Origin of the sequence: Arcicella lustrica (assembly GCF_034930985.1) — a bacterium.
Taxonomy (GTDB): domain Bacteria; phylum Bacteroidota; class Bacteroidia; order Cytophagales; family Spirosomataceae; genus Arcicella; species Arcicella lustrica.
This window is the reverse complement of sequence record NZ_JAYGIM010000021.1, coordinates 22,455-45,012: the sequence shown is the minus strand read 5'-3', so window position 1 is coordinate 45,012 and position 22,558 is coordinate 22,455. Positions and strand designations below refer to the sequence as shown.

Annotated in this window: 12 protein-coding genes; 10 read left to right on the top strand and 2 right to left on the bottom strand. The window is 38.1% G+C overall.

Annotation, left to right across the window (positions count from 1 at the left end):
- Window positions 1–180: 180 nt before the first annotated feature.
- Complete coding sequence (locus VB798_RS22655; protein WP_323689519.1) at window positions 181–1,044, bottom strand: AraC family transcriptional regulator; 864 nt, start codon at window positions 1,042–1,044, stop codon at window positions 181–183.
- Window positions 1,045–1,278: 234 nt separating this feature from the next.
- On the bottom strand, window positions 1,279–5,469 hold the full coding sequence (locus tag VB798_RS22650; RefSeq protein WP_323689518.1) for a hybrid sensor histidine kinase/response regulator transcription factor: 4,191 nt from the start codon (window positions 5,467–5,469) through the stop codon (window positions 1,279–1,281).
- Between the two features lie 177 nt (window positions 5,470–5,646).
- On the opposite strand from VB798_RS22650, the gene VB798_RS22645 reads away from it, so the two are divergent.
- The 10 genes from VB798_RS22645 (at window position 5,647) to VB798_RS22600 (ending at window position 22,138) form a co-directional block, all read left to right on the top strand.
- Window positions 5,647–8,109, top strand: a complete 2,463-nt coding sequence (locus VB798_RS22645) for a glycoside hydrolase family 95 protein (protein WP_323689517.1) — start codon at window positions 5,647–5,649, stop codon at window positions 8,107–8,109.
- Between the two features lie 19 nt (window positions 8,110–8,128).
- Window positions 8,129–10,699 (top strand): glycoside hydrolase family 2 protein, encoded by a 2,571-nt coding sequence (locus VB798_RS22640; RefSeq protein ID WP_323689516.1) that lies wholly within the window; start codon window positions 8,129–8,131, stop codon window positions 10,697–10,699.
- A gap of 279 nt (window positions 10,700–10,978) precedes the next feature.
- Window positions 10,979–12,094, top strand: a complete 1,116-nt coding sequence (locus VB798_RS22635; RefSeq protein WP_323689515.1) for an acyltransferase family protein — start codon at window positions 10,979–10,981, stop codon at window positions 12,092–12,094.
- Window positions 12,095–12,157: 63 nt separating this feature from the next.
- Complete coding sequence (locus VB798_RS22630; RefSeq protein ID WP_323689514.1) at window positions 12,158–14,359, top strand: alpha-N-acetylglucosaminidase; 2,202 nt, start codon at window positions 12,158–12,160, stop codon at window positions 14,357–14,359.
- Between the two features lie 70 nt (window positions 14,360–14,429).
- Window positions 14,430–14,990 (top strand): Crp/Fnr family transcriptional regulator, encoded by a 561-nt coding sequence (locus VB798_RS22625; RefSeq protein WP_323689513.1) that lies wholly within the window; start codon window positions 14,430–14,432, stop codon window positions 14,988–14,990.
- A 100-nt stretch (window positions 14,991–15,090) separates the two neighbouring features.
- Window positions 15,091–15,471 carry a ferredoxin reductase domain-containing protein gene (locus VB798_RS22620; RefSeq protein WP_323327577.1) on the top strand — a complete coding sequence of 127 codons (381 nt, stop codon included), beginning with the start codon at window positions 15,091–15,093 and terminating at the stop codon, window positions 15,469–15,471.
- Between the two features lie 60 nt (window positions 15,472–15,531).
- Window positions 15,532–16,551, top strand: coding sequence for an efflux RND transporter periplasmic adaptor subunit (locus tag VB798_RS22615; RefSeq protein ID WP_323689512.1), 1,020 nt, complete (start codon window positions 15,532–15,534; stop codon window positions 16,549–16,551).
- 8 nt (window positions 16,552–16,559) lie between these two features.
- Complete coding sequence (locus tag VB798_RS22610; protein ID WP_323689511.1) at window positions 16,560–19,643, top strand: efflux RND transporter permease subunit; 3,084 nt, start codon at window positions 16,560–16,562, stop codon at window positions 19,641–19,643.
- Window positions 19,644–19,659: 16 nt separating this feature from the next.
- Complete coding sequence (locus VB798_RS22605) at window positions 19,660–21,003, top strand: TolC family protein (protein WP_323689510.1); 1,344 nt, start codon at window positions 19,660–19,662, stop codon at window positions 21,001–21,003.
- Between the two features lie 61 nt (window positions 21,004–21,064).
- Window positions 21,065–22,138: an adenylate/guanylate cyclase domain-containing protein gene (locus tag VB798_RS22600; RefSeq protein WP_323689509.1), complete on the top strand. Its 1,074-nt coding sequence runs from the start codon at window positions 21,065–21,067 to the stop codon at window positions 22,136–22,138.
- The last annotated feature ends 420 nt before the right edge of the window (window positions 22,139–22,558 follow it).

The window sequence follows — 22,558 nt, the reverse complement described above, 5'->3', positions numbered from 1 at the left end:
CACTTACAATTTTCAATTACCACTTAATGACCAAAGGGGTACAAAAAAGAGTTAAACAGTATGCCAAACATAAGCATACCGTTTAACTCTTTTTTAATCATGAAGTACTAATGCAAAATTGTGAACTAGTGGATTGATTATTAGCACTTTATACCCAAACAATAAGAGCATTTGCATGACTTATCGAACATAGGTTTTTTGATAAATAGCTGGGCTTGCACCTGTTAATAATTTAAATTTTTCGTAAAAACAAGTAAAATTATTAAAGCCACTTTCATAGCAAATTTGCTTGAGCGTCAAATGACCATTGAGCAACAATTTACAAGCATAGCCAACCCGTACTTCCAACAAAAAACGAGAATATTGCTTGCCTGTTTTCGATTTAAAATACCTACAAAAGGAATTGGGAGCTAAACCTACCAAAGATGCTACTTCGTCTAAACTAATTTTGTTATGAAAATTTTGCAGGGTGTAATTATATATTATATTGAGTCGCTCGTTTTCAATATCAGATGTTTCGTGCCGAAAACCAATAGAAGCCAATAAACTGCTATTATCGCACTGACTGGCAATTTGCAAACTTTCCATCAATAACATGAGGCGGTAACTGCCTTCTGCATGGTATAATTTTTCTATTAAATCGGCTACTTTTAGTTTTAGGTTTTCTTCCAAAAAAATACCTCTTTTGGCTCGTTCCAATACATACTTGATGCCTTTATTTTCGGGTAAATTGAGAAATCTGTCACCCCAAAAATTTTCTGAAAAATGTATAACCGTTGCATAAGGAAACTTAGCATGAGTGGCATAATCCTCATGATCGTAATGCCAATAATGCGGTAAATTTGTACCTATTAATACAACATCGCCAGCCTTAAAGCGACGGATGCTGTCACCAACAAACTGAGTGCCACTGCCTCTGTGAAAGAGCACCATTTCTACCTCGGCGTGGCAATGCCATCTTGAATTGACATTGGGCATGAGTTCCTGACGAATACTGAATGAACGATTCGGCACAGTTGCAACTTGTAAAAGATGAGGTTTCATAAGTGATGTTGCCTAATAATCCTGATTGATATGACCATTTGCTTTCAAGTATTATTTATGAGAAAAAAGTAAAAATTCCTGCTATTTCATAAATAATCATTTGAATAGTACAAATGTAGGTGAGCTTTAGGCAGTAAATCGGGGGGATTTAATTCAAAAATGAGGGCGAAATAATACCGTCCTCATTTATTTTATCTCTTGACTAGCCATAGGCAACAATTTTTATGTACAAAGCTATTTTTTATTCGTTTTAGCATACTCCGAGGGCGAGCACCCAAATAGCTCTTGAAAATGTTGTCGAAAATATTTTGAATCTTCTATGCCAACCATTCCCGTTACTTCTGAAACCCTTAAATTAGATGTACTCAAGAGTTGCGCCGCCCGCTTAAGCCGTACATCTCGAATAAACTCAACGACTGATTTGCCTGTAATACCTTTGATTTTTCGGTATAAAACAGGCTGACTCATGCCTAATTCTTTCAACAAAGCTTGCACATTGAAGGCGGAGTTTTCTAAATTTTCTTCGACTATTCTCATAGCTTTTTCTAAAAATACTCGCTCTTCGTCTGGAATAACAATGTGGGTTGGTTCTTGTAAAATTTGCTTGCTATAATACTCCTTTATCTTGAGCCTGTTTTGTAAAAGCGTTGTCACTTTTGTAAGCAATACATGGGGGTTGAAGGGCTTGCTAATATAATCGTCAGCCCCCATTTCCAAGCCCTCAATTTCATGGATAGATGCCGTGCGTGCAGTAAGTAACAATACCGGAACATGAAGCGTTTTGGGGTTATTTCGTATCATTTTACAAAGCTCTAAGCCGTTTACCTCGGGCATCATAATATCACTGATAATCACATCTGGCATAGTACTTAGGGCTTTTTCGTAGCCTTCTTGTCCGTCAGTAGCAGTACTTACTTGGTATACTTTTTCAAATAGTTGTTGTAAATACAGGCGTATTTCGGCATTATCCTCTACAATGAGTACATGCCAGTTGGATTGATGCCCTGTCTTAAATAATGATTGGTCGGCTTGTGTTGTACCATCAGATGAGGTGATACTTTCCATAAAAACATCTTCTTCTTTAATAAGGCTTTGGGTAGAAATATGCTCTTTACCTAAAGGTAGATGAACAGTAAACGTTGTGCCAACTCCTACGGTACTACTTACACTTATTTCACCGCCATGTGCTTTTACAAATTGCTTTACTAAAGACAAGCCAATGCCTGTACCCATTACTTTGAGCGACTCTGTATGAGCTGCTTGGTAATAGGGGTCAAAGATTTTTGATAATTCTTTTGCCTCAATGCCAATGCCTGTATCTTTCAGACTAATTACCAAAAAGTTATCATTCAATTGCTGGTTTTTCCATACCGTAGTCTGTGTAGATGACCCAACTACGGAAATACGCATGGTGATGTTACCTTTGGCAGGTGTAAATTTAAAGGCATTAGAAAGTAAATTGAGGAGTACAATTTCTATTTTTTCTCTATCAATATAAAAATACACCTCTTCATCGGGCATTTCAAGGGTATATTCAATATCCAATTCTTCGCCTTTTATACCAAAAATCCAGAAGATTTCTCTTAAAAAAGTTATTGCTTCAGTTTTTCTGTACTGCATAGAAATAAGCCCTGATTCTACTTTTCTAAACTCTAAAAGCTGATTAACCAACTCTAAAAGCTTACGGGTTTGGCGTTGTACCAAATAGGCCTTTTCAGATAAACCATTTGATGACGACCTAATGGCTGTAACTAATTCTTCGATTGGACCTAAAATGAGTGTAAGTGGCGTGCGTAATTCGTGCGATACATTAGTAAAAAAACTAAGTTTCATTTCTGATAACTCCTTTTCTTTTTCATACTTTAAGCTTTCTATCAATAATTGTTCTTTGAGTTTTCGTTGGGTTTCAGTAATTCGATAATAAATCCATAAACCACCGGCTACGATCAGGGTATAAATCAAATAAGCCCACCACGTTTGCCACCACGGGGGCAAAACTACCAACGAAAGTGTAGCTGGCTCTTTCGACCAAATGCCATCCCCATTGGCTACTTTTACTTCAAAAGTATAAGTACCTGGAGCAAGATTAGAAAAATTGACGTTGCGTTGCTGTTGTGTAGTTATCCAATCGTCACTTAGCCCAATGAGGCGATAAGCGTAAATATTTTTATGGGGATTGGTATAATTAAGTCCGACAAAGTCGATAGCAAAGTTATTTTCAAAATAGTTTAATACAATTTTGGTCTGTTTATCTATAACTTTATTGAGTAAGACCCGCCCATCAAGTGTATCACCAACCTGTACTAGTTTGTTACCCACACGCAAGCCAACAATCTGAGGAATAGGGGCAAACGTATTGATTTTAATGGTATTGGGTTGAAAATAAGAAACGCCGTTAATACCCCCAAAGAAGAGCGTTCCATCAACAGCTTTCCAAGCTGCCCCTACCTTGAAAGAGTTACTTTGTAGCCCATCGTTTACATCATACCTAATATACTGATTGTTTGCAGGATTAAAACGATAAAGTCCTGTGCCACCAATCCATAAAGTACCATTTTCATCTTCTAAAATAATTTCTACGTCTTGCTCTGGCAAAAACGCATCATAACGCTGAATGACATCTTTCCCTTGGGCGTTTACATACAGTTTGTGCAAGCCACCGCCAATAGAACCAATCCACAGATTACCTTTTTTGTCTTGTTGCAAAGCCCATATATAATTGTTTTTTAGACTTTGTACATCGCCTTCTTGGTGCGTAAATCGGTGTAAGAATCGAATCCCTCCTTGTTGAATTTGGTATTTATACAATCCTTGTTTAGATGCAACCCAAAGTAAATGTTTACTCGAATCATAGAAAAAAAAGGTTACTTCTTGAGGCTGAATAGAGGTTTTTACTGGGAAAAAAGGCTTGATACTTTCGTCATTAGGATTAAACAAACAAATGCCTACGGAAGGTATTGCCAGCCACATTTGTCCATAAGCATCTGTACATAGAGCCGAAACAATACCTTTACCAAGTTTATGTTTTACTAGATAGAACTGTCCATCATTGCCTAATTTATAAAGCCCTTGTGAGTTTGTACCTACCCAAATATCTTGCCTACTATCTTTTACAATAACCGAAACATCAAAATTGAAAAGCCGATTGTTTGCATTTTGTACATGGTATTTTTTGTACTGTTTACTACGAAAATCATACGAAACGATACCTCCCCAAGTACCTATCCAAAGCAACTGACGGGCTTCGTCTTTGCAAATTGCCTTGATGTAATGGGTAGGTTTGAAACGACTACCGATTTTGTCGGGACATAACTGTCCGAACTGTTTTTGTTGCAAATCTAACTTACTTACACCACCTGCTTGGGTCGAAATCCATAAGACTTTAAATTTATCTTCATAAATATGCCTAATTCTTCTTAGGTTAAAATCAGCTCCACCCGTTTCGTTGTCTTCAAATTTAATCATTTTCTCTTCTACCAAAGGTAACTCTCCTGCAACAGTCTTGGGTTTTGACTGAATCATGACCAAACCTTTGGTTTCGCTTCCAATCCATAAATTATTATACGAATCTAAATGTAGCGCATAAACCTCAGAATATTCACTTTGCAGCCTGTAGAGCTTTTGGTATTGCCCCTTTTGATTGGGCAACCAATAAAGATGATTTTCACTTGCCACCCATATATTTTTGTGTTGGTCGATAAGTAGTTGGTCTATGTATTTCGCCTCAAACCAAGGTGTATTTACCAACATATTAGTGCGAGGTAAAGCGTAAAAAAGCCCAATAGAAGTACCAACCAATATATTATCCTGGGCATCTATCCCTATGTTACTTACCTGAAAATTGGGATTGCTCCGAGCAGGAGCAATTTGTATGATAGCCGTAATAGCTGTTTTGTTTCGTCGTTGTAATTTATAAAGTCCATTTTTAGCTGTGCCAACCCATAAATTACCTTCCGTATCGGAGCTAATACAAGAAATATGGGCACTTTTCAGTGTTTTCACCAACACCACCATCGTTTTTACCAAGGTAAAATCTAATGCTTGAAAACCATCTTTTGTGGGGTCATATATATAAATACCGTTACTTTCTGTACCAACCCACAAAAGGCTATCGCTACCCACATACAACGATTGTATTCTATCGTTTGGCAAAATCAATTGGTCGTTTTGGGGTAAATGATATGGCTTAAGTTGATATCCGTCATATCGGCACAAACCTTTGTTCGTAGCAATCCAAACGAACCCTTGTTTGTCTTGTACACTTGCCAGTGCATCGCTATGAGGTAGCCCATCTTCTACAGACAGGCGTTCAAATTTATACTTATTGGGGTCGAATTGAGCCTTACTTTTGACCACACTTACCAACAAGAATCCCAGTAGTAGTAAAACTTTACCCCCTTTTATTTTATCAAATATCACATCCATAATCATTACTATTCAATTTAATAAAAGAAGCACCAAATAGTATAATATACCCATGATTGAATGAAATACCCTCCTTATTTGGATATTTATACCGCCAAAAATATAATAAAAATACGATAGTTTTGCATAGATTTAATAACGACAAAATTATCATTACTTACCTAAGACTCTCTCGTGATGTTAAACAAGTTTACAACTTCGTGTATTTTATGTAGTATTTTTGTACGTTTGGCTTTTGCCCAACAGCAAGTCCCGTTAAACGTGTGGTACAAACAACCTGCCAACGCCACAACTGCCGATGTTAATAAAGGTTGGAACAACGACCCCGAATGGCTCAAAGCTTTTCCTATTGGTAATGGCTTTTTGGGTGGAATGGTGTTTGGTGATGTCAATCAAGAACGCATTCAACTCAACGAAAAAAGCTTGTGGTCGGGAAGCCCAAGCGATAACGACAACCCCGACGCATCGGCTTATTTGACCCAAATTAGGCAATTACTTTTTGAAGGCAAATATAAAGAAGCCAACGAACTAACCAATAAAACTCAAATCGCCAAAGGTGTTGGTACGGGCAAAGGAAATGGCACAAACGACCCTTATGGAAGTTATCAATTATTAGGCGATTTAAAGATTGATTTTGAAAAAAATGCTACTTACTCCAATTATACCCGTAAGTTAGACCTAAGCAAAGGGCTTGTAAACATTGCCTACACCCAAGAAGGCGTTGATTTTAGAAGAGAAGTGTTTGTGAGTTATCCAGACCGTGCCATGCTCATTCGTTTTACCACCAATAAAAAAGGAGCTTTGAGCTTTAAGGCATCGCTTTCTCGCACAGAACGTTTTGCAGTACAGACCTTAAAAGACCAATTATTGATGACTGGTAGCATGGATAATGGCAACAAAGGCGATGGCATGAAATATGCTACTCGTTTGAAAGCCCTCAGTCAAGGCGGAAGTATCTCTTATCAGAATGGCGTGTTGGAAGTGAAGAATGCCAATGAGGTTACTTTATACGTGGTTGCTTCTACCGATTACAAACAGGCATATCCAACTTTTATTGGCGACAATCCAGTAGAAACTACGCAAAAACAATTGGCTCAAGTAACAGCCAAGCCTTATGCGTTGGTACTAAAAAATCATACGCAAGATTTTTCATCTTTGATGAGCAAAGCAAGTTTAAATTTATCAAAAATAAGTACTGATACTATTCCAACTGATGTGCGCTTGACCAACAATTCTACTGCCAACGATTTGCATATACAAGAATTGTATTTTCAGTTTGGTCGCTATTTGTTGGTATCGTCTTCGAGAAAAGGAAGTTTGCCTGCCAATTTGCAAGGAATGTGGTCGAATAAAATCCAAACCCCTTGGAATGGCGACTACCACGTGAACATCAATGCTCAAATGAATTATTGGCCTGCCAACGTAACAAACCTTGCTGAATGTAATACGCCCATCCTCGAATTGATTCAGTCAATTGTAAAACCCGGCGAACGCACGGCTGCTATTCAATACAAAGCCAAAGGTTGGATTGTGCATCCTGTAACAAACGTGTGGGGCTATACCGCACCGGGCGAGCATCCAAGTTGGGGTATGCACATAGCTGCGGGTGGTTGGGTTTCTCAACATTTGTGGCAACATTATACCTACACAAAAGACAAAACGTATTTACAAAAAGTATATCCAACGCTACTCAAATCGGCTGAATTTTATTTAGATTGGTTGGTGCAAGACCCACGCACAGGCAAGCTTGTTTCTGGCCCTACTTCCTCGCCCGAAAACAATTTTTATGCCCCCGATGGCTCGGTGGTTTCGATGAGTATGGCTCCTTCGCATGACCAAGAAGTAATTCAGGAAATTTTTAGTACTGTGTTATTGGCAGCCAAAGACCTCAACGACAACAATCCACTTTTAAGTAAAATAAAAACAGCCCTCAACAACCTGATGCTTCCTAAAATTGGTACAGATGGTAGGTTGATGGAGTGGGCAGAAGAATTTAAAGAAAGAGATATTACCCATCGCCATGTATCGCATTTGTACGCCCTTTATCCAGGTACTTGGATAGATGCCTACAAAACACCAGACTACGCCAAAGCTGCTCAAAAATCGTTGGAAGTACGTACCGATGTGGGTACTGGCTGGAGCTTGGCTTGGAAAATTAGCTTTTGGGCAAGGTTGAAAAACGGTAATCGAGCACATCAATTATTGCAAAACTTACTGAAACCTACCTACAATAACACCATTAATATGTCGGATGCTGGTGGCACGTATTACAACCTTTTCTGTGCTCATCCGCCTTTCCAAATTGATGGAAACTTTGGCGGAACGGCTGGTATTGCCGAAATGCTGATGCAAAGCCACGGAGGTGAAATAGAGTTGTTGCCTGCACTTCCTAACGTTTGGGAAAAAGGTGAGGTGAAAGGTTTGAAAGCACGCAATGGCTTTGAAGTAGCCATTCAGTGGAAAAATGCAAGCTTGAAACAAGCTACCATCAAATCGTTGGTTGGCGAAAAATGTGTAATTCGTACTCAATCGCCAGTAGCTATCAAGGGACTTACCGTAAAATCTGTAAAAGATTCTTTCGGCTATACAACCACTTTCAACACCACAAAAGGACGTGTTTATCTTGTAGAATCACTTTAAAATTTATCTTTATTAACAGATGAAATGTAATAGTAAGTTTACCCTAACCATAGGGTTAATGGCATTGCTTTGCCTTTTCAGCAGTAACTTGCAAGCACAGTCGGTTAGGAGTAAAATCAATATCAACCGAGCGTGGAAGTTTTTTTTAGGCGATACAACTCAAGCCGAAAAAGCAACTTTCAGTGATAAATCATGGAAAAACATCAACCTTCCTCACAATTTTAGCTTACCGTATTTTCAGGAAGCTCGCTGGTATGTGGGCTTTGGCTGGTACCGCAAAACGATTACCGTACCTGCTTCTTGGAAAAATAAAAACATTGCTTTAGAATTTGAAGGAGCGTTCCGTGAAGCCGAAATATTTGTCAATGGTACATTGGTAGGTACACACGCAAGTGGCTACACTGGCTTTGCTGTAGATATTACCAAAGCCCTGAAAGTGGGTGATAATACCCTTGCTGTTCGCTTGTCGAACCACTGGAGTCCGAGAATTGCCCCACGTAACGGCGACCACAATTTTACAGGTGGTATTTATCGTGACGTTTCGTTGATTGTCACCAATCCTACGCACGTTGCATGGTACGGAACTTTTGTAAAAACGCCGAAAGTTTCGGCGAAAGAAGGCCTTGTATCTGTAAGTACCGAAGTAGAAAACAAAAGTAATAGCAGTAAAAAAATAGAGCTTCGCACATCTGTATTTGACCCTACTGGCAAAGTGGTTGATACGTTTTCTTCTACCCAAACGATTGCTGCCAATACTTTGGCAACATTCGAGCAAACAGGTAATAGCATTTCTCAGCCCAAACTTTGGCATCCTGAACATCCATTTATGTATAAATTGGTAAGCAAATTATATGAAAATGGTAAGATCTTGCTTGATCAATACGAAACACCTTTTGGTTTCAGGTGGGTAGAATGGACAGCTGATAAAGGCTTTTTCTTGAATGACGAACATTATTATTTCAAAGGTGCAAACGTACACCAAGACCATGCTGGTTGGTCGAGTGCCGTAACGAATACAGGTTTTTACCGAGATGTGCAATTAATCAAAGACGCAGGATTTGACTTTATCCGTGGGTCGCATTACCCACACGACCCTGCTTTTGCCGATGCTTGCGATAAATTAGGGATGTTGTTTTGGTCTGAAAATAATTTTTGGGGTGTTGGCGGTGCTACGGGTGAAGGTGGTTGGTTTCAAGGACCAGGTACTTACCCTTACTACGATGAAGATAGCAAGCCTTTTGGCGAAAGTTTGAAAACCAGTTTAAGAGAAATGATTCGGGTCAATCGCAATCACCCTTCTATCATTACTTGGAGTATGTGTAACGAGCCGTTCTTTACGCATCAAAGTACCATGCCAAAAGTACGTGAACTTTTGAAAGAATTGGTAGCATACAGCCACGAACTCGACCCAACACGGGCGGCGGCTATCGGTGGTTCGCAACGAGGCGAAATTGATAAATTGGGCGATATTGCTGGCTACAATGGCGACGGTGCAAGGTTGTTTATCAAACCGGGTGTTGCCAGTGTGGTAAGCGAATATGGTTCGGTGATTGATTTTCGTCCGGGCAAATACGACGCTGGTTGGGGTGATATGGAATCACAACCACAATTTGAATGGAGAAGCGGACAAGCCATTTGGTCGGGTTTTGATTATGGAACTCATGCAGGGCAATTAGGTCAAATGGGAATCATTGATTATCAACGCATTCCAAAAAATAAATGGTATTGGTATCGTAAATCATACCGAGGCATAGAACCGCCATCACCAACTGTAGCAGGAACACCCGTTCAACTCAAATTGAGTGCTGATAAAACCGTGATTCAACAAGCCGACGGCACCGACGACGTACATTTGTTGGTAACAGTACTGGATGCACAAGGCAGAGAATTGAGCAGTTCGCCCGATGTAACGCTCACCTTGGTTTCTGGCCCAGGCGAGTTTCCAGGTGGTTCATCCATATCTTTCTCTAATAAATCTAATATTGCCATAAGAGATGGAAAAGCGGCGATTGAGTTCCGTTCACATTATGCTGGTACGTCGGTGATAAAAGCCTCTTCGGCTGGCTTGCCCGATGCTTTTATCACGATTATTTCTAAAAATGCCCCTGTATATTTGGCGAGTAAAACACCCAAAATTGCAGAACGTCCTTATGTGAAATTTGACGACATCATGCCTGCCGAACGTAAAGGAAAAGTGAATTTGGTATTCAACCGTCCAACCAGAGTATCAAGCGAAGAAGCAAGCCATACAGGGCGTTATGTAAACGATGGTTCGCTTCAAACCTATTGGCAAGCACAAGGCAATAACAAAGTGGCATGGTTACAAATCGACTTAGAAAATACCTACCACCTCACAGAAATAAAACTTGCCTTTCCGCAAGATGGCCTTGTTGATTACAGCATTGAAATTAGTAACGATGGCATCAATTGGATAACCTTATCAACGCAACACACACAAGTAAGCAAAGAAACTTTACTTACGCATACTTTTAAAGAAAAAGTAAAAGCTGGGCTGGTTAGAATTGCTTTTAGTACACCAAATAGTAACTCAATCATCGGTTTAAGCGAGTTTGAAGTTTACGGAGAGTAAGATTGAAAAATAGATTATAAAGTAGTGAAATTGGCTATGCTGTTTTACACATAGCCAATTTAGTTTGATGATGAATAATACCTTTGCTTAAAATAGACATCAATTTGATATCTATGAAGTCAAACTTTAATTAAAGTGTAAATACAGCATTAAATCAACCTTTAATGTTTGTATAGTTATTCATCCTAATGAAAAAAATATATGAGATACCGTTGTCCGAATGCTTGACTAGTTCAAGAACTAATATTATTAGGATTTAAATATTTGTGGTTTAAAAGTATGCAAAAAAGTATTACTTCTGCTCGCTTAGTTTCACTGGATGCACTCAGAGGCTTCGATATGTTTTGGATTATTAGTGGAGAAGGGCTTATTCATGAATGGGCCAAAGCCTCTGGCAATCCGACTGCCAACTGGATGTCGAGTCAATTGCATCATTCTGAATGGAATGGTTTTACCTTTTACGACCTAATTTTCCCTTTGTTTATCTTCATTGCTGGTATTTCTATGCCATACAGTATTGGCAGGCAATTGGAAAACCCAAAAAATACGCCATTCAATATTCTAAAAAGTTTATTCAAAAGAGCCATTATTTTAATCATCCTCGGCACTATTGTCAATGGTTTATTCAAATGGCAAGGTTATGAAAATACTCGTATCGCCAGCGTTTTAGGACGAATAGCTCTTTCTTGTTTCTTTGCAGGGTTGATATTTCTTTATACCAATCTCAGAACCCAAATCATACTCTTTTTTAGTATCCTTCTGGGCTATTTTTTAATGATGAAATACATTCCTGTTCCAGATTTTGGAGCTGGCGTATTGACGAAAGAAGGAAACTTAGCTGCTTACCTTGACAGACTTTTTCTTCCCGGCAAGCTTCACCGCAAAGTATATGACCCCGAAGGTTTACTTTCAACACTGCCTGCTATTTGTAATGCTTTGTTGGGCGTTTTTACAGGGCATTTCTTACGTTCCTCTACCTTCTCTAAATTCAAAAAAGTAGCTTCAATGGCTGCCGTTGGCATTTTACTAATTGTACTCGCTTGGCTTTGGAATCCATTTTTCCCTATCAATAAAATCCTTTGGACGAGTTCCTTTGTACTCTGTTCAGGTGGTTTTAGTTTACTTTTCATGGCTTTCTTTTACTTAATTATCGACGTACTCGAAATCAAGTTTTGGATAGCTCCATTCGTTTGGATTGGTATGAACTCCATTACGATTTACTTGGCTGCTCACGGTTTAATTGATTTTGAAGCCACTGCTATTTACTTATTCGGTGGATTGATTAGTAAAATAGAGGCTTCATGGCAAGCAGTAGCTTTGGCAGACGGAATAGTGATAGTACAATTAGGATTTTTATACTTTTTATATCGTCAGAAATGGTTCTTGAAAGTATAGTTTCAAGTTCAGTCGCTTTTATGAATCAGAACAAAATCATCATCCAATACTCCCCTAAAAACTATGTCCAAATTATTTAACCAAAGTATTGTATTGCTTTTACTTGCTGTGAATTTTGCTTATAGTCAGGCAGATTTAGCAGCTTCAAAGGCATTAATCAAACGTATCATTCCGCAAAAAGCTCAGTATTTTGAGGTAGCCAATATTCCACAAGAAAATGGGAAAGATGTTTTTGAAATTGAAAGTAAAAGCGGAAAAATCATCTTAAAAGGAAGTTCGGGCGTAAGTATTGCTTCTGCTCTGAATCATTACTTAAATGAGTACTGCCACTGCCAAATCACTTGGAATGGCACAAACTTACAGCTTCCGAAAATCTTGCCCGTTCTTAAAACCAAAGTTCATAAAAACACTTCTTTTGAATATCGCTATTATCTCAATTACTGTACTTTCAATTACAGTATGAGTTGGTGGGACTGGAAACGTTGGGAAAAGGAAATCGACTGGATGGCTCTTCACGGAATCAATATGCCTTTGGCAATCACGGGCGAAGAATATACTTGGTACGAAGTTTATAAAGAAATGGGGTTTAGTGATAACGACTTAGCTTCGTTTTTCAGCGGACCAGCATATTTTTCATGGTTTTGGATGGGAAATCTTGATGGCTGGGGTGGGCCTCTCCCAATCAGTTGGATGAAAAACCATAAAAATTTACAAACAAAAATTCTTGCTCGCCAAAGATCTTTGGGCATGACGCCCGTTTTGCCTGCCTTCACAGGACACGTGCCGTCGGCTTTCAAAGAGCATTTTCCAAAAGCAAAACTAAAAGCGACCAACTGGACAAACGGCTTTGCAGATACTTATATTCTCGACTCGGAAGATCCACTTTTTGCAGAAATCGGAAAGAAATTTCTACAAAAACAAACACAACTTTTTGGAACAAATCACTTCTATTCGGCTGATACTTTTAACGAAAACGAACCACCAACCGACGACCCCGCTTTTTTATCAAAACTAAGTACTAGAGTATATGAAGGCATGAAACAAGCCGACCCAAAAGCCGTTTGGGTAATGCAAGGATGGCTATTTTATAGCGATAGAAAATTCTGGAAAGAACCACAAATCAAAGCTTTGTTGGATGCTGTTCCGAATGATAAAATGTTACTCTTGGATTTGGCAACAGAAATTGAACCCGTTTGGAAACGCACACAAGCATATTATGGCAAACCGTGGATTTGGAACATGCTTCATAATTTTGGAGGAAACGTAAACCTTTTTGGAAGAATCGAAGGCGTAGTCAATGGCCCAATTCAAGCCTTGAATAGTCCGAATAAAGGAGACTTGAAAGGAATAGGTTTGACGATGGAAGCCATCGAGCAAAACCCTGTTTTATATGAACTCACGATGCGTCATGTGTGGGAAAATACGCCTTTAGATTTAGACAAATGGTTGGATACTTATATACTGAATCGTTATGGGAAACTTACGCCAAAAACTCAAGAAGTATGGCAAATTTTGAAAAAAACAGCCTATAACGGAAAAGATATTCGTGATGGAGCAGAATCAATCATTACAGGTCGACCGACTTTCGATTCTACTACTATCTGGACAAGAACCAGACTCAACTATTTACCTAAAGACCTTTTACCAGCTTGGAAATTGATGGTAGAATCTATTGGAGATTGTGGCAAAAACGATGGTTTCCAGTACGATTTAATCGACATCAGTCGTCAAGTATTGGCAAATTATGCCTTGCCTTTACAGAAAAAATGGGTAACTGCTTATCGACAGAAAGACTTAGCGAATTTTAAAAAATACAGTCAGGAGTACATTGAACTCATTGAAGATTTAGACCAACTATTGGCTACCCGAAAAGATTTTATGCTTGGTCCATGGATAGCCTCAGCTCGTGACCAAGGGACAAATCCAGCCGAAAAAGCTTTGTACGAACAAAATGCCCGTGATTTAATTACGCTCTGGGGTGATGCCAACAGTCCTCTTCACGAATACGCCAATCGACAATGGAGTGGTTTATTGAATGATTTTTATAAACCTCGTTGGCAACAATTTTTCAATAAAGTAGCGCTTGCCTTAGAAAAAGACGAAAAAATGGATACAGAGGCTTTTGAAAAAGAAATCAGACAATGGGAATGGAAATGGGTAACAAGCCAAAAGAACTTCCCTACCCAAAGTATAAATCAAGTAAATGCGGTAGCACAATCGCTTTATAAAAAGTATTATACAAAAGTTTACTCCGTTTATGAATAATAACCCTTAACACAAAAGTACATCTTTCTATTAAAGATGTACTTTTGTGTTACTCATATATTAAAAATCGATGGATTTAATACAATTTTTCAATAAAGAAATAAATTTTACAGAAGAAGAAAACGAAGTATTAGCAAAGTCTTTTAAGGAAGAAGACTATGCCAAAGGCACTACGATTATCCAACCACATAGTTTTTCAAAAAAAGTTTATTTTATCGAAAAAGGTTTACTTCGTTGTTATTATTACAAAGACGGAAAAGACATTACTCATTTCTTTTTTGATGAAGATACCTTCACTGCTCCACTCAACAGTGTTTTTTATAATAAAGAAGAGCCTTATGGCTGGGAAGCTTTAGAAGAAACAAAGCTTCGAGTAATTCATTATGCTGATTTACAAGATTTATTCATCAAATACCCAAGTATTCAACGTTTCTTTTTTGGTGTTTCTTTAGACATCCTCAATGCCTTTGCTCTCAAACTTGAATATCTTCAATTTCATAATGCCGAAGAGCGTTATGCCAATCTTCTTGAAACAAGCCCTAAAATTTTACTTCGAGCGTCATTAGGGCATATTGCCTCTTATTTGGGCATTACTCAACAGACTTTAAGTGTTATCAGAGGCAGAAAATAATTTCAGCCTTTTTTCACTTTTTAATATATATGAAAAGTTTTCACCATAATTCATGCGTGCTTTGCATTGTCATTAATCAATCAAAAAGGCATAGAGAAATATGGAAACGCATCATATCTTTTTGGCATATCATACAGGAATCGCTTCTGTTTTTCCTGTTATCAAAGAAAGACTGGCAAATCATGCCCAAGTCTCTTTACTTTATTTTTCATCTAATCATCTTTTCGATTTTCGGAAAGAATTACACATTCTCCAGTGTCATTTTAGCTCACAATTGTATATCAGTTATGAATCTTCTTACACTGAAAAGGACGGTCTACTGAATCAAGACAATATCGAGGCGGTTATCAATGCCAATACTGCTCCAACTATGTGCTTTACAATTTCGGGAAATCCTCAATTTTCAGAAAGAATCAATGAAGTACTCCATTTTTTAGGCATGAAAAATATCATCATGCAAGAGCAATACTTTGTTGCTTAATGATGTCCCAAGTAATTTTTCTTCTAATTCAATTCGTCAAATCCATCAATTAACAAGCACATGAAATTTTATATCATGCCACTTGCCCTATTGCTTATAGCGTGCGGTGGCCAAACAAAAGAAGTACAAAAAACAGAAGCCGTTCTTGTAAAAACCGAACAAGTAGCAAGCACAACTATCAACACAGAAATTGCGATCAGTGGTAGCGTTGAAGGTTCTAATACAGCCCGTTTAGGGTTTATGGTGGCGGGTAAAATAAAAAGTATTCACGCTAAAGAAGGACAAAATGTTTCAAAAGGGCAACTAATAGCCAGTTTAGACCCCAGTAATTATTTGATTGCCAAGCAATTGTCGGATGTACAAGTAAATGCCACTACCGATGAATACAATCGTTTGAAACAGTTACGTACAAGAGGAAGCGTTAGCGAAAGTGACTTCTCTAAAGTTTCTTTTTCGTTGGAAGAAGCCCAATTACAACAAAAACTCCAAGCCAAAAATGTAGAAGATACCAAGTTGTATTCGCCTATCAGTGGTGTTTTGCTAAGTAAACAAACAGAAGTTGGGGAAATTGTGGGCGTAGGTACGCCGCTATTTGTACTTTCAGCAATTCAAAAAGTACTTGTATCGGCTTTTATTCCAGAATCTGAACTCCAACATATCCGCATCGGACAAGTAGCCCATATTTATATTGGTGCATTGGGTAAAAGTTTTGAAGGAAAAGTAAGCGAAGTAGGAGCTGTTGCTGACCCAGCTACCAGAGCATTTACCGTAAAAGTTACCGTAGAAAACAAAGGTTTGCACATTCGGCCGGGGATGATTGCTGAGGTAAAATTGAATAACAACCAGAGCAAAGAAAGTATTTTATTGCCCTCTTCTTGCATTGGTAATGATGCCAATAGCCAAAGTTATGTTTTTGTAGTGGACAAAACATCGGGCAAGGCTTTCAAACGTAATGTGAGCCTCGGTAAAATTGTCAACAACAAAATTGAAATAGTTGCTGGCCTATCCTTGGGCGAAACCGTAGTAACATCAGGACAAGCGAAGCTTTCAGACGGCTCACTTATCACCCTTTCAAAATAATTAGTCACATGAACTTTATAGAAGCAGCACTTAAATATAAGCATCTTACGCTCTCGGTCTTGTTGATGCTCTTTGCCATTGGCGTAAATTCATTACTCGAAATGCCTCGCCGAGAAGACCCCAAAGTGACGATTCGTCAGGGACTTGTGATTGCTCTATTTCCCGGAGCAAAACCCGTACAAGTAGAAAACCAAGTAACCAAAAAACTGGAGCAATATCTTTTTCAATACGAAGAAGTAGATAAAACCAAAACCTATTCTACTACCAAAGACGGCATGGTGATTATCAATGTAGAACTTACCGAAAAAGTAAAACAACCCGATATTTTTTGGAATAAGCTCAGACATCAGTTGTTGATTTCAAAAGAAGTAGATTTACCCAAAGGCGTGCAAGGCCCCGTTGTGGACTCCGACTTTGGCGATACCGAAGCAATGGTAATTGCCTTAGAAAGTAATAGTGCCACTTATGAACAGCTAAAGGCTTATACCCAAAAAATGGAAGCCGCCATTCGTACTTTGCCTGCGGCTTCAAAAGTAAAACGCATCGGCGAACAGCAAGAGGAAATTGTGGTGTCGTCGAGTTCTGAAAAATTATCTCGTTATCGCATCAATCTTGGACAAGTAGCCGATTTGTTGCAATCACAAAATAGCATCAATGCTACGGGAAAAGTAAAAAGCGAAAATGCTGAAACTTCACTTTATACCAGTGGCTACTACCGCACAGAAAACGATTTGGCGAATCAAATCATCGGTAATTCTGCGGCTGGGGCAGTGGTGAAATTGGGCGATGTGGCTTCTTTACAAAGAGATTATGCCGAGCCAGAAAGTATCATTACCGTAAATGGCAACAAAGCCATGTTGCTTTCTATACAAATGCACGAAGGCAACAACATCGTAGATTTTGGCAAACAAGTAGACAAAAAAATAAAGGAAGCCCAAAAGTTGATTCCTTCCAATATCAAAGTAACCACCTTGGTATCGCAGCCCACTTTGGTCGATAAAAATATTTCACACTTCATCAAAGAGTTTTTTCTGGCAATAGTTTCGGTAATTGTGGTTGTAATCCTGTTGTTACCTTTAAGAATTGCCTCGGTAGCAGCGATGGCAATACCCGTAACAGTAGCTTTAACTTTTGCTTTGATGAATACCATTGGCATAGAATTACATCAAGTTTCACTGGCTGCATTAATTTTAGTACTGGGAATGGTTGTGGATGATGCCATTGTAATTGCTGATAATTATGTTGAACTGTTAGACGAAGGCGTAAACCGCTGGGATGCCGCTTGGCGAAGTGCCTACGACCTCATCATTCCAGTTTTAGCGGCTACGATTACCATTATTGCTTCGTTTATGCCAATGGTTTTGCTAAGAGGTTCAACCGGTGAATTTATCTTTACTTTGCCCATTACGGTTGCGATTGCCCTCATTGCCTCATACTTTGTGGCTTTGGTACTTACGCCTTTGTTGTGCTATACTTTTATCAAAAAAGGTTTGCATAACCACGGCGATGAAAGTAGTCACAAGAAAGAAAAAAAATCGGTCTTGACCTATATGCAAGATGGCTACAACGTAGCATTAGACTGGTGTGTTAAATTTCCTAAACTGACCATTTTGGGAAGTATGATTTCGGTAATGGCAGCGTACTTTTTGATGACTCATGGGGTAAGAGAACTCTTTTTTCCACCAGCAGAACGCAATCAGTTTATCGTAGAAGTATGGATGCCCACAGGCACAAAAGTTGCCAAAACACAAGAGGTCATTTTAGAAGCCGAAAAACTTATCAAAAAAGATAAAAGAGTAAATGATTTCGCTACGTTTGTGGGTACATCGGCACCAAGATTTTATTACAATTTCGCCCCAGAAGTACCAACAACCAATTACGGAATTATTTTAGTAAACACAACCAACGAAAAAACGGCCGAAGAACTTAGCGAAGAACTCAGAGAAAAAGTAAAAACCCTTACTACCGAAGGTACTTTTTTTGTAAAACTCATGCAACAAGGTTCGCAATTGATTGCTCCCGTTGAAGTACGAATTATAGGCGAAGACATCGCTCAACTTAAAAATATTGGTAGCCAGGTCGAAAGCATTTTGAAGAAAAGCAAAAGGAGTTTTTTAGTAAGAAATGATTTTGCAGAAGATAGTTATGGTATTGATATAAAAGTAAAAGAAGAAGCCCAAAAACTTGGTTTTACTACGTCAAGTATTGCTCAGATGGTCTATACTGGCTTTAGTGGTTATCCAATTTCTACGATTTATGAAGGAAATAATCCTGTAAATATTGTATTACGTTTGGACAAAGACCGCCGAAAAGATGCACAAGATGTAGAAAATACATATCTGACATCGCCTGTAACCAATGAAGATGTACCCCTACGACAAATTGCTGACTTGATTCCACAATGGCAAACTGGTAAAATAATGCACCGAAACGGCGTAAGAACCCTAACGGTACAAAGTGAAACCATGCCAAATGTTTTACCAGCCGAATTGCTTGGTGAAATAAAAGATGACACCGAAAAATTACAATTGCCAAGCGGTTATCGAATTGAATATGGCGGCGAAGAAGCCAACAAAGACGAAGTATTTGTTGATATGGTGAGTGCCATGCTGATTAGTTTAGTACTGATTTTCTTTATCTTACTTTTCCAGTTCAAAAATCTCAAAGAAGCATTTATCATTATGCTAACCATTCCTTTGAGTTTGTTTGGAGCAATCTTCGGATTATACATTACAGGAAACAACTTTAGTTTCACCGCTTTTATTGGCTTGATTGCCCTGTCGGGAATTGTAGTTCGGAATGCCATTATTTTGGTGGACTATACTAATATTTTGATTCAGCAAGGCATGGACATCCGAACGGCAGCTATCCTTGCAGCTCAACGTCGCTTGCGTCCTATTTTTCTTACGGCTATGGCGGCGGCTATTGGGGTAATGCCCATGATTATTTCTAAATCTGCCATGTGGGCACCATTGGCCAGCGTACTTGCTTTTGGGGTGGTCTGGAGTATGATTATGGCATTGCTAACCGTGCCAGTGCTGTACATTGGTTGGATAAATCCCAAAGATAAAAATCCATTTTCACAAGATTAAAAAACACTTGTTTCCCATGAAGCTTAATATCAAAAGCAAAATTGTATTGCTCCTCGTTTTATTAATGAATGCTTTTGGCTTGAAGGCACAGTCGAAGCAAACATATTCTTTACAAGAATTGGTAGAATCAGCCATGAAAACTAATCAATTACTGACGATTAAAGATTGGCAAATTCTGGAAAAAAAGAGTAAACTCAGTGAAGATAATATTAGAAAATATCCTGCGGCATCAATGGACGGAAACTATCAATATAATTTCAAACTGGCAGAATTGACTATTCCTGCGGGTGTACTTGGCTCGGTAACAACCAATACTGGTACAGAGCAATTGTTACCTCAAGAAAGTAGCAAATTTACCCTTGGCGAACGCCATACTTATGGCATAGGTTTGTCTGTATATCAGCCTATTAGTCAGCAAGGGAAAATCAAAACAGGTTTAGACCTCAACCGTCTTGATATTCAATTAACCGAAAAAGAAAAACTAAAAGCCAGTCAGCAATTACGTTTGTCGATTGAAAAACTGTATTATGGCGTATTAATCGTTCAGAAAAAAGCAGAAGAATCAAAAGCAAAATTGGCACTTGCCAAAGCCAAACTTTATGATGCCGAAGGAGCGTTGAATGCAGGGAAAATCATCAGTGTAAGCATTGCAGGTTTACAAGCAAGTATTGCCGAAGAAGAACAAAACAATATGAAACTGACAATGCAAGTTCAAGATTATCTCAGTGATTTGAGCTACCTAAGCAATATCAAGGCTGATTCATTAGTCATAAAAGATATAGATTTGCGTAACGAATCGCTGAAAGTATTGGACGAATATAAAGCTGATGCTGTCGCCAATCCAGATTTGCAAATAGCACAAATTACAAAGGAAAAAGCTTTACTTGGCGTAAAAGCGGCCCAACAAGGAAATATTCCAGACCTTGGAGCTGTTGCAGGTTACTCGTATCAATACGGAAATCCGATTTTACCAACGGTAAACTTTTTTGTTGGGTTAAATCTGAAATGGAATTTGCAAGACCTCTTCACCAACAAAGAAGTGTTGAACCAAAGAATTTTTCAAGTAAGGCAAGCCGAAGAAAATATTTCCTATCTTAAAAATCAGTTGAATAGCGAAGTAGAAAAAGCTTGGCGAAAAGTAAATCAATCAAAAATTCTGATTGGCGTTGCTCAAAAAGTAGTGAAGTACCGCCACGATGCCCTTAAAGAACAACACGATAAAAGTGCATCAGGCATGAATATTAAAACAGAAATGCTTGAAGTACAAGCCCATTTGGCACAAGCCGAAGCAGACCTTTATGCCGCCGAATTATCCTACTTGGTAGCTGTGGCAGAACTTAATAGTTTAATTGGTAAATAAAATTTTTACTTTTCATTAGCCACTGATACGCTACTCTGTGTATTAGTGGCTAAACAGATGTATGGCAAATGTTAAAATACCTTATCACAAAATCATCACGACACTAATGCTTTCAGCTTTATACACTGCAGGAATTGGATTGTTCTTTTATGTAAAGTTATTGGGTACAGAAGAAATCATTCTGATTAAACAAAGCTCTCGTTTTGTGATTGTTCCGCTAAGTATGGCAATTGGCTTTTGTATTTCGCTTGTCATCGGCATAGCTGAATTACTTGTGTTTGAAAAATGGACAAAATATTCATTCCTAAAATTTGTACTTTATAAATATGGATTGATTATCACTACCATCATTTTGGGCGAAATTAGCTTATTTATCATTTTTGAAAATAAAAATGAACCGATAGAGAATGTTCTCAACGACCTCCCTAATTTTATCAAAAGCGATACTTTCATCGCTGTTTTTATTTATTTACTGGTGTTTAGTATTGCCCTAAATATTTGGGCAGCAGCTACCGAATACCTCGAACCTGCTGCCATTTTAGATTCACTAGTTGGGCGATACAAACAACCTAAAGAAGAAATTTTGACCTTTATTTTTATTGATTTAAAATCTTCTACACGCTTGGCAGAAAAACTTGGTCATAAAACATACAGCCAGTTGGTAGATGAATGTTTTGCCTTATTGACCGACTGCCTTTATCAGCACAAGGCAAATTTGTATCAGTTTGTGGGTGATGAAGCCGTTTTGTTTTGGCAAAGCGATTATGCCAGTAAAACCGCTGCTCCTATCAATTTGTACTTTGATTTTTGCCGAGCAATTGAACACAAAAAACAACATTTTTTAGCAACATTTGGTGAAGTACCCCATTTCAGGGCCGCTATCCATGAAGGAACTGTTACGGTAACTGTAATTAAATCAATGAAAAAATGTATTGTTTATCACGGAGACGTGCTGAATACTTGTGCCAGAATCATGAGCCTTTGTAGCCAATATAACGTTGACATATTGGTTTCGAAAAATATAAAAAAATGGTCAAGTACGCATAAAAAGTACGAAATTGCCCTTGCCGATAAGGTGGTTTTAAGAGGAAAAGAACAAGAAACAGAGCTATATACTATTAGACGTAATTCATAGTTTTTCTATTTATTTAAACAAATTTCTTATGGATGTATAAAACTTATCTACTCATCCCCTAATGAGTATTGCTTATTTCAAAACCTATTAGACTCATGCTGTCATATTTAATGTATTTATTGTCCAGCATTACCCTTAAAACAAATATTTTCTAAAATTATTAATATTTTTTCGATTAAAAAGAGTATAACAAATCCTATACATACTATTTCAGTATGTATAGAAAAGTATAAAACATTTCAGAAGAAAAGATGAGACAAAAAAAATTAAAATTACATGTAAATGCTTAATCGATTAAACAATTTATTAAATAAAAAAATCAACCCTAACACAATAGTATATGATATAAAGCTTCAGCAAACCATAGGAATAAAGATATACTATTCTCATTTTATCAATCATCTTCTTTCCTAAAAAAGC